Consider the following 12,011-nt stretch of genomic DNA (forward strand, 5'->3'; position numbering starts at 1 on the left):
GTGTCGAGCGGCAGCCCGGTGGTGGCAGCCCGCTCTCCGGGGACGTGGTCGCTCTCGCCGCTGTCGCCCTGTTCGGCGTAGGGGCTGAGCCGGAGCCGGCGGCGTGCCCATCGGATGCCCGGTCCACCGGGAGTCTTCCCGCGTAGGTCGAGTCGGACGGCGCGGCAGTCCCCGCCGGATAGTCGGCACACGGTGTTGACTGCAACGCTTTCGAATACCCCGAGGGTGGGGAGTCAACATTCGTTGTCGCCCCATCCTCCCCTGAGGGGCGTGGGGTGACCGTGACTTGCTGGCTTCTCTCGCGTTCGCAGCCGGGCCGGTGTTTCTCTTCATAAGAGACGCATAAGCACCGGCTTGTGCACGCTGCGGAATCCCTGATTAGGCATTGGAAAAAGGACGCCCCAATGTTGACCCACCATCCATCCGAGTATAGAATTTACTCATAAGGAAGGGGGGAAGCCCCCCGGAAACCGAAACCACAAGGAGCACCGATCATGGCCAAGACCCTGAAGATGGCGAAGGTTCACCCGAACCCCAACCAGCCGCGCGAGTACTTCGACCCCGAGAAGCTCATCGAACTTCGCGACTCCATCGTCCAGCACGGCCTGATGAACGCCATCGAGGTCCGCAAGCGCCCCGACGGCGACTACGAGATCGTCATGGGCGAGCGCCGCTACCGCGCCGCCGAGATGGCCGGCCACACCACCATCAAGGTCGAGATCGTCGACCTCCCCAGCGACATCGCTGCGTTCCGCCGGGCGATGGCCGAGAACGTCAACCGTCACGACATGACGGCGCTCGAGGAGGGGCGCGGCTACCGGCGCATCCTCGCCGAGGACACCCGCGAGGACGGCACCCCGCTCACCGTCGAGGACGTCGCCAAGGCGTTCGGCAAGTCCCCCCGCTACGTCAAGATGCGCATGGACCTGCTCCGGCTGATCCCCGAGGTCCAGGAGCGCGTCACCCTCGGCAACATCGGGACCGGCGCCGCGCACCGCATCTCGGAGCTGACGCCGAAGAACCAGCTCGACGTCCTCAAGAAGTGGGCAGCCGAGGGGCTCTCGGAGAACGACCTGCTGCACTTCGCCCACCAGGTCCGCGAGCAGCAGAACCAGCCGTCCATGTTCGACATCGAGGAGCTGAGCGACGACGAGAAGAAGGAGCGCATCGCCGCCCAGAGGGCGACCCGCAACAGCCTCGACCAGATCGAGCGCACCCGCGCCCTCCTGGAGGAGCTGGCCCGCACCCCCGTGGAGGAGCTGGCCGCAGCCCTCGGTGGCCAGCTCGGCGCCCGCCTCGACCAGCTGGAGCGCGTCGCCAAGGCCATCCAGGACGCCAAGTTCCAGGTGCGGCAGGCCAAGGCGTTCGCTGACGCGAAGGAGATCGTGGTCGCGAACACGGCCGTGCAGCCCAGCCTCGACGACGAGGACGACGAGCGGGACCCGATCGACGCCGAGCTCGCCGAGATCATCACCTCCGCCCAGGATGGCGACACCCAGGCCACAGCCGAGGGTGCTGCGCAGCAGGAGGACACTGAGACCCCTGAGCTCGCCGAGCTCGCCGCAGCCTGACCCGCCGCCGGCAGCCCCAGTCCGGGGCTGCCAGGCAAGCCCGACGAGGAGAAGACATGCCCCGGCCCGACTGGCGGCACATGCCCGCCAGCGCCTGGTACGGACAAGGCAACGGCCGCCAGGACTCCCTGTTCGACCCGCCCGGTGCCGACCCGGACGAGGACGCCTTCGGCACCACCCCCTTCGAGGGATGCACCAGTGAGGAGTTGTTCGGTGACCTCGAACCACCACTTGTATGGGGATAGATAAGTGATACGGTCTGCTTGTTGCTGGCGGAGGTTCCCCCTCCCCATAGGTCACCTCCGCCAGCGGCAGCGCCGTGACAGCCCCACCTCCACGGTCCTGACGGGCGGCACCTCCCCCGCGCCCTACCCGCCAGGACCGGGCCACTCCCATGAGCAGGCCAGGAGCCAAGCCCACGACAAGGCCCGCCCACCCCTTCCGAGCTGGGCGGGCCTGCGCACACCCCCAGGGAGAAACACCATCAGCGAGTACCAGGCCCCGGCCACAGCCGACCCCGACCTGTACGACCGCCTCATGCACGAGCGGTACGGGCCACTGCGCGCGATCTTCGCCGAACAGAACCGCCCCGCCCCACTCAAGCCACCCGCGCCACGCCACCGCCGCCACAGCGCGAGCAGGCCAGACCCGGACGCCGCCAAACACCGAGCGCAGCTCCTTCTCGCGCTCAACATCCACCGCCAGAGGACCACCACGTGAACCCCACCACCGAGCCCGACCGCACCCCACCCGTCCCCGGTGCCGTCTGGTGCAAGGCGTGCGACTCCTGGTGCTACCCGTCCTCCGGCCTGTGCCGCTGCAACAACCGGTGACCGGCCACGTTCGAGCCCGACAGGTCTACGAGGCGTGCCCCCCCGGCGACAGGCAGCGCCGCATCCGGGTGCTGTCCGTCACCGGCAACCGGGCGAGCGTTGAAACCCTTGGCCCAGGCCCGGCCCGGCGCCGCGACGTACTCCTGACCTCGCTCCACCCGACCGCGACCACGGCAATCGGCCGCCCCCGCCGCGCCGGATACCGTCTACTCGACCTTCGCGGAACGGAGCCCCATGTGAACGACCAGGCAGCGCCACCACGGCCGACCGCCAGCAACATCACCGACCCCGAACTCGACCGATTGTGGGAACGGGCCGAGAACGCCGAAGCGCGACTCACCGCCGCCGCCCAACTCCTCGCCTCCGGCTACAGCGACCTCCACACCCGCGCGCAGCTCGCCGCCCGCCTGTGCGCGGGCGACATCACCCCGCAGCAGGCCCGAGACGAAGACCGCGGCGAGTAGAACCGCCCCCGAACGTGCCCGGCCGGACCCGTCATCCGGCCGGGCACATCCATACCCGCGGCGCCCCGGCGCCGCCCCTGACCTGACAGGTGACCTGCATGAACGACCCCGAGACGATCGGCCCCTACACCCTTCACCCGCCCGCCGACCACGAGCCCACCATCGGCTGGTGTATCTCCACCAGCGACCGCACGACCTGGCTGCCCGGTACGTACGACACCCGCGACGCGGCGCTCCTCGCAGTCGGCATCAACCTCGGCGCACAGCACGGCGCCGACCTGACCAGCCTGCGGGACACGCACGCCAACGAACGGGCCCTGACCGTCGATCACATCACTGGGCACGACCTTCCGGCTCCGCAGGCTGACCCGGGCCGGCGACCGTGTGGGGCGGGCCGTGCCTGCGGAACTCCTTGACCCGGGCGCTGTCCCAGCGCGCCGACCGCCAGGTTGCCCCCCGGCCGCTCACCCCGCCCGGCGCCCCATGACCACGTAGCCGCCCGACCGGACCCGCCGTCCGGCGGGGCTGCCCGCCCCAGACCCCGTTCGCTGAAGCGTCCGAGCTACCCGAGGCTGCTTTCCACGCCGTCAGCAGCATCTGGGCGGTCGCCCAGCTCCGCCGGCTGGGCGACCACGTCCCTGGCCACCCAAGCCAGCCTGTGCGCCAAGACGACCATCTGCAGAGCAACAGCGACCGGCACCGGGTCATCCGGCCTGATGCCCTGCTCGACGTGAACCCGGTGCAAGGACTGCGCCGTCGACGCGGACCCGCCCGGCAGCAGCCCATCCGCCTCGGCCCGCTCGAACGTGGCCACGATGTTGGACGACCAGTTCCCCGGCAGAACGTTGTAGAACCGATGGGAGAGCTGCAGCGCGGACAGCCGCACCACCTCCCAGCCGGCGGCCACCGCAGCCCGAGGGTCCGTCGAGGCCACCGCGCACGCGTGCTCCAAGCCACGCTGACCGGCGAGCGCCGGGACGTCGTGGAAGACGTCAGTCAGCCACGGCGGGATATCAGTTCGAGCACGAGGCGGCGCAGCGGCAATGGCCCAAACGCGTTGTGTGTCTTTCTCGTCCCCGCCGAGAGCCCTGACAATGTCCCGTGTCACAGGCCAGGTCGGCAGCCGCTTCCCGGCGAACGCTTCATGAATCGTCGTCTTGCCGAGGTTCGTCAGTGACTGCATCTGCCGGAACGTCGGAGAGCCGGATGCAGTCCTGAGCGAGGACAGGTGCGCGGTGAGATCCGCCAGGGACATCGAGCCTCCAGAACGAGCGCGGTAGGCAGGACAGCCTACGGAACTGGCACCTAGCTGTCCGGCGTTGTCCGGCACCGTCCGGGCAGAGACCGGAGCGTGTTCACGTGGCTGTCCGGACAGGCCCCGGACGCGGTCCTCTTGAGGCGTAGATCCGCACAACTGCCAGGAGAGACCGCGTGCTTCGCTACCTCGCCGATCCGGCCCTTACCCTGCTGCTCCTTCGGCTCTGCCGATCCGCGAGCGACGCCGTCATGCTCTGGCTCGCACTGCGGGGCACCGAGGCGCGCCACCGAGCCCAGATCATCAAGGCGCTCCGCACCACTAACACCTGGCAGCCGACGGGCAACGACCGGCCCCACGCAGGCGGTGAGCACCGTGCCGCCTCGCCAGGCAGTCCTGAACGCCTGATCGACTAGGCTGTCTTCCGCGTGGGGCGCGGGGAATCGGCCTACGAAGGACCTGCTCCGTGCGCACCCGTGAACCGATCGACCGGATCGTTGACTCCCTGCTGCCCCTCGCCGTCCCGATCGGCGACCTGAACCGGTACCACCGCAACCCGCGTCGCGGTGACGTGAACGCTGTCGCCGAGTCCTTGAAGTGGAACGGCCAGTTCAAGCCCGTCGTCGTCAACCGGGGCACGCTGACCGGCCGCCCCCACGAGATCCTGGCCGGCAACCACACCTGGGACGCCGCGGTCCAGCGCGGCTGGGACCAGATCGCCGTCTCCTGGGTCGACGTGGACGACGACGATGCTGCCCGCATCGTCGTCGTCGACAACCGCACCTCGGACCTCGCCGGATACGACAGCGAGCTGCTGGCCGACATCCTGTCCGGTCTGCCGGACCTGGACGGCACCGGCTATGACCAGGACGCCGTAGACGATCTCCTGGACTCGATCGAGCTGCCGTCCCAGCTTGCTGCCGAGACGACCGACCGCGAGGGCGACAAGACCGCCGACGAGCACCTGCAGTGGGGTTTCGTGCAGTGGGGAACCACCCGCGTGCAGATCACCAAGGACGAAGTCGAGCGGCTGAACAACGTCCACGGAGCGTTCTACGACGCCCGCGGCACGGACACCGGCTTCGCGCACTACCTCCTCGACCAGCACGAGGCGCAGCAGGAGCCGGCCGATGCCTGAATTCATCGAGTCCTACCCCATCGCCCAGCTCAAGCCCGCCCCCTACAACCCCCGCCGCTTGTCCGAGGACGCGTTCGACCGGCTCCAGCGGTCGTTGGCCCTGTTCGGCTGCGTGAAGCCCGTCATCGTCAACGGCAACCACGTCCTCGTCGCCGGCCACCAGCGAACCAAGTCGTTGAAGGCCATCGGCCAGACCCACGCTCCAGCGATCCTCCTCGACGGCCACGTCTCCACCCAGGACGAGGTGCAGTTCAACCTCCTCCACAACTCGGTGGAGACCGACGGGTCGAAGGTGCGGGTGCCCGCGTCCGGCCCCGACGCCCACGGCTGGGAGTGGATCGAGCCCGAGGACGTCACCGCAGTGTCCCGCTCCAACCCGGCCATCCAGGCCGAGATCCGGCGCCTGGTCACCCGCTACGGCACGTGGGGCTCGGTCGTCGCCGACAGCGGCGGCCGGGTCATCCTCAACAACGACTACGCGGTGGTCGTCGCCGACCTCAAGCTGCCGCTGCTGTGCTACCGCCTGTCCGTGCAAGAGGCCGATGAACTCGCGGTGTGGCTCGACGGCGAGTACGGCGTCTACGACTACACCCAGCTCGGCATCAAAGCGTACTCGCAGCACTGGTGCCAGATGCATAGGCTCGGCGGTGACGAGGGCGACTCGAACAAGTCCACCACCTACGAGCAGCACGTGCTGCCCGAGCTGCGCCCCGGCCAGCGGGTCATGGACTTCGGAGCCGGCGAGCTGGCCTACGTCAAGCGGATCAAGTCGCAGGGTTGGGACGCGCACTGGTACGAGCCGCACGTCAAGGCGAGCGGGAAGGAGAACGCGCTCGACGTCGCGGCGACCGTCTCCCACATCCGCGACCTCCAGCGGGACGTGCCGGCGCACGGCCTGTACGACGTCGTCGTGCTGGACTCGGTGCTGAACTCCGTCACCAGCCTGGAGTTCGAGCAAGCCGTCGTGATCGCCTGCAATTCGCTGCTCGCCAAGGGCGGCACCTTCTACACGGGCACGCGTTCCCTCGGCTCGGTCGAGCGGCGGATGAGTGGGAAGAAGGCCCGCAACAACGGCCGCTACCGGCGCAGCATCGAGTTCCTGGACGAGGACGGCTTCACCGCGACGTTCCGCAAGGGCGTGTGGACGATGCAGCGGTTCCACGACCCGGATTCCCTGCGGGCGCTGATGGAACGGTACTTCGGTGAGGTCGAGACCCGGGGCAACCCGAACGGCGGGAACATCTACGCGGTGTGCCGCAAGCCGAGGCCACTGCCGGAGGAGGAGCGCCGCGCGGCCCTGGAGACCGAGTTCAACATGGAGTACCCCGGCGAGTACCGGCACAACCGGCACAGGCCGCTGGTGGAGGCGCTGATGCGGGCGTGCGCGCAGCGGGACAGCGATTAGGGAATACTCCTCTATGAGTATAGAATATACCTAGGAGTGATATTCAACTAGCAAGACAGGAAGCCGAGTTGCCGAGAATCACCATCACGGTGGTGGGAGAGCAGAGGTACCACTTCCTGTGGCTCAAATACGTCACAGGAATCGACCTCTCCCAGCACTGCGCACGATCCCTCCATGGCCGATACAGCCGCCTCGTCAAACCAGACACCCAGCACGCCGACGTCCACCTCAACGAGTTCTCCCGAGCCATCGCCTGGTACCTGTGCGGCGTCACCACCCCCTACCGCTGGGAGAACAACCCCCACCTCGCCCTGGTCGAGGCCCCCGGCCACCGCCAGCAACTCCAGGTCCACGGACTCGCCGTCGAACTCGACGGAGTCAAACCCATCGAGTTCGATGGCAGGCACATCCCACCCGACGACCCCAACGCCGGCGACCGCGCCTTCAACACCTGCCGGAACTGGTGGTTCGCCCATCACCTCCGCGCTGTCCACGGCGTCCGCCACATGCAGGGGCCCACTCCCAGTAGCGGGCCCCGCTACGACCAAGACCCGCTGCTCTGAGCAAACGGCCCGGCCCCCACCATGGGACCGGGCCGCGCCAGCAGCGTCCCGCCGTCTGGTGGCCGCTCGCTCCGGGAGGAGAGAAGCCCTCGAATCGAGGCCAAGAGCTGGCCATCCAGCTATACGGTGGTCCCATGCTGCGCGGCGCAACGGCCCGGTACCCAGGCGGAGACGTCGTTGCGGAAGTGATCGAGGACGGTGGCCGGCGCTCTGCCCGCCGCGCACGGCACCTGATTGCCGCCCACATTCATCGCCGCAACGACGTCCCGCTCGACCATGGCCGGGTCCTCCGTGACGAGAACACCTGGCCGCTGTTCTGGGCCCGCACCGTCGCCCAGCCGACAGGACTCGGGATCCTCCTCATAACCCACCGAGACCTCAGCGAAGTAGCAGCCAGCAAGCAGGAGTTGCGGCTGCTGCCCTTGATGATGGCCGCGATCGCTCCGGTGTGGGGCAGACGTGACTACTGGGCGCTCGCGCCGTGCGCAGTGCAATACCTGCGATCGAACGTCCCGCCGGAGTGGGCCCGCGAGCAAGAGGCGCCATGAGGAGCGGGTCGGCGGTTCTACCGGGCCCCCCGTCTGGACGGCTCGGAGTGCATTGGCCCAGCGTCGGTCCCCAGCGATCACCTGGTGCCCGGGGCGGCGACGAGCTTGCGCTGCGGCAGCACTCGACTCAGCCAGACCGAATCGGCTTGGGCGGCCTGCAGCTCCTGGCGGACCTCCGGCTCGTCGTCGCTGGGAGCGTTGGTGCGGAAGCGGATCTGGAGGACGCCGGGTTGGTCGGAGTGATGGAAGTGGAAGGTGCACTGGCGCTCATAGTCGGGGTGCGGGCGGCCTCCTGGGTCGGGGCGGCGGTGGTGGCAGTCGCAGTGGTACTTCCAGATGCTCAGGGGAGGGCCCCAGACCGGATCCCTGAGCAGGGCCGCGAAGTCGTCGTGGGCCGGACGGACACCGTAGAGGTGACGTAGCTCCCAGATCATGGTCTGGTCACCGTGCTGCCAGTACCGAGTGCAGAAGGCGGTGGAGGTGGTGTGCCACAGCCCGATGCGACGCAGGACGTCGGAGGTGAGCCAACGCATCTCGGCCTCCTCGCCCTCGTAGGCCCCGTGCCTGGCCTGGTGGACTTGCTCGGCTCTGCCGAACACCGACAGGGTCCACAGCGGGATGGCGCCGGCGGTGACGAGATCGTGCTTGCGCTCGGCAAGGAGCCGCCTCCACCGGCTGGGCGGCGGCCCGACGAGCGTGAGGCGCGCATCGGGTGCCTGGAGCAGCCGGAGATGGAGGCCGCGGGTATCGAAGTGGCTGAGCCGGAAGCCGTAGACGCCACCGAGTTCGCCGTCCTCCGCCTGGAACGGCAGGAGAGCGCAGATCGCGTGTTCGGCGATGTCGTAGTGATACTCGGAGATGAAGCCGCTCTCGTCGAGCCTGACTTCGACGTGGTCACCGACGACTCGGCAGGACCGGATCGCGACAGGGTGAGGCGCGTAGGCGAAACCGCCGTTGAACTTGGAGAGGAAGAGGTGCTCGATGAGAGCCTGACCGTCGCCAGCCGCGGGGATACCCGCCGTGCGTGTGGCGTCGGTCCTTGAGACGTACCAGTGGGAGTCGCCCGTGTAGATCTGAAGGCGACGCTGGTTCGCGCGAGACGGCATGACAGAGCCCTTCCAGTGCTGCCGCCGACCTCGGCGCACGACAACTCGAAGAGCGTGCCAGCGCACCTGCTTGTGAATGAAGCAGCGGGTTGCCGAGCCGGCTTGGTCCGCCGCAAGTTCACCGAATGATGGTCGGATTCGGTGGGGACGGATGGATCTCCCGCTGAGACCTGTGGACACCTTGGCGGAGCAGGACAGCGGGCCGCAACCCGACAGGCCGCTCTCCACTCTTTCGGGGGAATTAACGCCGGCGGGGGCGCGGTTCGTGGCTTGGTCGCTTCGTTCGAGTCGCCGGCCCAAGCCTGTCCCGGCCGCGCCACGGAAGGCCCACCCCGAGTGTGAGCAGCGTCAGCCTCATCGATCCGTAACTCAGTTGCGGAGGATCCTGCGTCAGGTCGAGGCGTCAGTTGCTAACCCTGAAGCGACGGAACATGTCCGGGATGAATTTCCGCAGAAGGTTCTGGGCCGCATCAAGGTTCTTCAGCTCGTCGTGGCCGAAGCGGAACACCTCGTATCCCCTGAGTTTGAGGTCTCGGTCGGCGGCGACCATCTCCGAGTACTTGGCCGTGTCCGGAGTGCGGCCATGGTCGCGCGTGTAGTGCTGCGATCCATCGACTTCCAAGACCACGCGCTGTCCATGAGGCAGCAGTAGGAGGAAATCCATACGGGAACGCAGCAACGCCTCAGGTCCGCGCTCTCGAACGGTCTTATGGTCCCAGTGCAGCCACACTTCAGGCAGGAGGGCTAGATCGTCGATGGAAGGTCCGAGAATCTGGTGGTAAGCAATGAAGAGGTTCTTCTGGCCCTCCGAGTTGCCCGGCAGGCTCTTGAAGAGTCGTTGGTAGAGGTCCCCCCTGGTGTCGATCTCACTGCTGATCTCGCGGGTCTCCTGCCACCAGGCATGCAGATCACCCCACCGCAGGCCCATAGTGGGGATCTCTCGGTCAAAGATGAGGGTGTCGTCCGAGTGCCCCCCGACGATCTCGATGTCGTTGTCCACTGAGGACCGGAAGCGGATGTCCGGTTTGGTGAGGGAGGCAAAGATGATGTTTTTCGGTCGCCGGGTGCCGTGCAGCCGCGTCGACACGACGGTGAACAGGGGATAGCCGCCGTCATCGCCAGTCAGTCTCAGCTCGACCCCGGCAGTACGGAGATGACCGTTGATTGTGCTGACGGTCGCTACCTGGAGCTGCTCGTCAAGGAGCACATCCGCTGACACCAGTCCCTCCAGGAAACGGGCAAACCTGGCGTCCCCGGCCTCGAACGCCCCGAGGTTCTCGAAAAGGTCCTCCGCTGACCAATCCTCGGGATGGTGGAAGACGTGCTGCTCGATGCGGTCTCTGAGTGTCGCCATCCGCATTCCGTTCAGCAGCAGACCCTCGAGCTGCTCGAATGAGATGCCTGACTCTGCGAGTATCCAGAAGCGGTTGAGCAGCTGCAGGAAGCGGTCATGGTGCTGAGACAGCTCCGAAAGGTCGAGGGCCCGCGCCAGCTCACGGCGGACCTTCTTGGGTATCTCGGGCGGCGTGTCATCTTCCCAGAGCAGGTCTTCGAGCTGATGGCGAGTCTCTGGGCTCACGTAGATGTCGTGCTGCTCCAAGATGCGTCGAGTTACCTGGGGCAGCTCAGCGTCGAGCACCTGATGGAGGCTCAGGTTGACCCGTTCGCGCTTGGTCCCGGAGTCTGCAGGGATCGGTGGCATGCCCAGTTGCTTGAACGCCGGGTTTAGTGCGGGATGTGTCAGGTCGGTAAGACGTGCGACAGCTTCACCGACCAGTGTGCGCAGCGCCGAACGATCCCTGCTATCGACCATTGACAGATGATCGCAGAAACCGGGGGATTTGGCAGCGGCATCTGGAGGCGGGCCGTGAGACACATTGAAGCGTCTGGAGAACCGCCAAGTCTTGGCCTGCACCGACCGCCTGGAGTGGAAGGGCATGGGGCCGACGCGTTGGCGTCGGCCCCCTCAACCGCCTACGAAGCGCGGTTCCCCGGACGCGAACCGCGCACACCGGGGCGCACCGGACGTCCCGCCCGCTGACGGCTCACCGGCCCCGCCTGGGCAGGAACCGCCCGGCGGTCCCGGCGGCCGTTCACCCGGCGCAGCTCGCCCACGCGGCGCGGCGACTTCCGTGAGAACTGCCGCCGCGAGGCGGGCCGCCCCTTCGGAGCCTTCCGCTTCCGGGACTTCTGGACCACCACCTGGAGCAGCAGCTCCAGCAGCACGCTCAAGCCGAACCCGAACGCCTTCACCGTGACCTCCTCGGACCACGGCGATTCCAGGACATGACGCATTGCTCACCTCTCAGTTGAAGAACCGGGAGGGTGTGGTTCATCAGGCAGCCAGGCCGAGACTCAGCCCGTGGACGCCCACCCCGAAGCGTCCGGCCGCGCCGGGACGCCCGGGTGCTCTGGGGATCAGGGGTGCTTGCAGTCGGGTGATGCCGCAGGCGATGGCCAGCGGCTGTGGCAGATCCTCAGTTCCCGTTGGCCGGGAAGGCGAGGCATCTGGGGGCCAGGAATATCGGGCAGCCAACTCGGCGGCAAGCTCGAAGCTGGAGTGGAGTCTCGCCAGACCGCTGGAATACTTCCAAGCAGCCAGGCCCCAGGCTTCCGGGTCGGGAGAGCCGGCGGCGTCCGGAGAACTGTTGTCCAGGACGGCTTCTTGGAGGCCGTGCCACAGGTTCGCCCGACCGTCTCCGCGCCGGGCGCGGGCAGTGTCCAGCAATGTGGTGAAGCTGAGTGCTCGATGAGACCCATCGGCTATCACCAGGTCGTGGATGCGATGTACCGCACTGGCCAGCCACGCGACGGTCATGCTCTTGCCGGAGCCCTGCGAGAGCCAGACGATGCCACGCGGGGGCATCTCCCGTACCGGCGGCCTTTCCGCAGCCCACAAGTTCCGGGTCGACACGATCTTCAACCCGCGGAGTTCTTCGGCTGTCCGGTTTCGCTCGGCGGTCTCCCGGGCCTGAATGGCAGTCAAGGCCGATACGAACACCGGTTGCGCGTCCAGCCCGATCGGCGCGCCTGCGTACGAGTGGGCGGTGATGCGCTCCAGCTCGATCGGCGTCATGGCGACACGATAGCTGATGGGCCACCAGCTCCGGTCGCTGCTCTGGCCAGAC

General features: G+C 67.6%; 14 protein-coding genes. 10 read left to right on the forward strand and 4 right to left on the reverse strand.

The window, feature by feature from the left end:
* The first annotated feature begins 494 nt into the window (after positions 1–494).
* From OG455_RS27140 to OG455_RS27155, 4 genes are all read left to right on the forward strand, one after another.
* Positions 495–1,571 carry a ParB/RepB/Spo0J family partition protein gene (locus tag OG455_RS27140; protein WP_266298032.1) on the forward strand — a complete coding sequence of 359 codons (1,077 nt, stop codon included), beginning with the start codon at positions 495–497 and terminating at the stop codon, positions 1,569–1,571.
* A gap of 56 nt (positions 1,572–1,627) precedes the next feature.
* Positions 1,628–1,816 carry a hypothetical protein gene (locus OG455_RS27145; RefSeq protein ID WP_266298033.1) on the forward strand — a complete coding sequence of 63 codons (189 nt, stop codon included), beginning with the start codon at positions 1,628–1,630 and terminating at the stop codon, positions 1,814–1,816.
* Positions 1,817–2,640: 824 nt separating this feature from the next.
* On the forward strand, positions 2,641–2,868 hold the full coding sequence (locus OG455_RS27150) for a hypothetical protein (RefSeq protein ID WP_266298035.1): 228 nt from the start codon (positions 2,641–2,643) through the stop codon (positions 2,866–2,868).
* 98 nt (positions 2,869–2,966) lie between these two features.
* Complete coding sequence (locus OG455_RS27155) at positions 2,967–3,284, forward strand: hypothetical protein (protein WP_266298037.1); 318 nt, start codon at positions 2,967–2,969, stop codon at positions 3,282–3,284.
* A gap of 146 nt (positions 3,285–3,430) precedes the next feature.
* Here the strand turns inward: OG455_RS27155 and OG455_RS27160 are convergent, their stop codons facing one another.
* Positions 3,431–4,123 (reverse strand): hypothetical protein, encoded by a 693-nt coding sequence (locus OG455_RS27160; RefSeq protein WP_266298039.1) that lies wholly within the window; start codon positions 4,121–4,123, stop codon positions 3,431–3,433.
* A gap of 176 nt (positions 4,124–4,299) precedes the next feature.
* On the opposite strand from OG455_RS27160, the gene OG455_RS27165 reads away from it, so the two are divergent.
* From OG455_RS27165 to OG455_RS27185, 5 genes are all read left to right on the forward strand, one after another.
* Positions 4,300–4,539: a hypothetical protein gene (locus tag OG455_RS27165; protein ID WP_266298042.1), complete on the forward strand. Its 240-nt coding sequence runs from the start codon at positions 4,300–4,302 to the stop codon at positions 4,537–4,539.
* Between the two features lie 50 nt (positions 4,540–4,589).
* The gene (locus tag OG455_RS27170) at positions 4,590–5,261 is read left to right on the forward strand and encodes a ParB N-terminal domain-containing protein (protein ID WP_266298044.1); all 672 of its coding nucleotides are present in this window, start codon (positions 4,590–4,592) and stop codon (positions 5,259–5,261) included.
* Entirely contained in the window at positions 5,254–6,666 is a 1,413-nt protein-coding gene (locus tag OG455_RS27175; RefSeq protein ID WP_266298046.1) for a ParB N-terminal domain-containing protein, read from the forward strand. The genes OG455_RS27170 and OG455_RS27175 overlap by 8 nt, the downstream gene beginning before the upstream one ends.
* Before the next feature lie 68 nt (positions 6,667–6,734).
* Positions 6,735–7,229: a hypothetical protein gene (locus OG455_RS27180; RefSeq protein ID WP_266298048.1), complete on the forward strand. Its 495-nt coding sequence runs from the start codon at positions 6,735–6,737 to the stop codon at positions 7,227–7,229.
* 134 nt (positions 7,230–7,363) lie between these two features.
* Entirely contained in the window at positions 7,364–7,777 is a 414-nt protein-coding gene (locus tag OG455_RS27185; protein WP_266298050.1) for a hypothetical protein, read from the forward strand.
* 77 nt (positions 7,778–7,854) lie between these two features.
* On the opposite strand, the gene OG455_RS27190 is transcribed toward OG455_RS27185, so the two are convergent.
* On the reverse strand, positions 7,855–8,310 hold the full coding sequence (locus OG455_RS27190) for a hypothetical protein (RefSeq protein ID WP_266298052.1): 456 nt from the start codon (positions 8,308–8,310) through the stop codon (positions 7,855–7,857).
* Between the two features lie 39 nt (positions 8,311–8,349).
* Between OG455_RS27190 and OG455_RS27195 the strand changes: the two genes are divergently transcribed.
* Positions 8,350–8,820, forward strand: coding sequence for a hypothetical protein (locus tag OG455_RS27195; protein ID WP_266298054.1), 471 nt, complete (start codon positions 8,350–8,352; stop codon positions 8,818–8,820).
* Positions 8,821–9,286: 466 nt separating this feature from the next.
* On the opposite strand, the gene OG455_RS27200 is transcribed toward OG455_RS27195, so the two are convergent.
* The gene (locus OG455_RS27200; protein ID WP_266298056.1) at positions 9,287–10,696 is read right to left on the reverse strand and encodes a hypothetical protein; all 1,410 of its coding nucleotides are present in this window, start codon (positions 10,694–10,696) and stop codon (positions 9,287–9,289) included.
* A 522-nt stretch (positions 10,697–11,218) separates the two neighbouring features.
* A complete protein-coding gene (locus tag OG455_RS27205; RefSeq protein WP_266298058.1) occupies positions 11,219–11,959 on the reverse strand; it encodes a hypothetical protein in 741 nt (246 codons plus the stop codon).
* Positions 11,960–12,011: the final 52 nt, after the last annotated feature.

The sequence above is a fragment of the Kitasatospora sp. NBC_01287 genome (genome assembly GCF_026340565.1).
Classification (GTDB): Bacteria; Actinomycetota; Actinomycetes; order Streptomycetales; family Streptomycetaceae; genus Kitasatospora.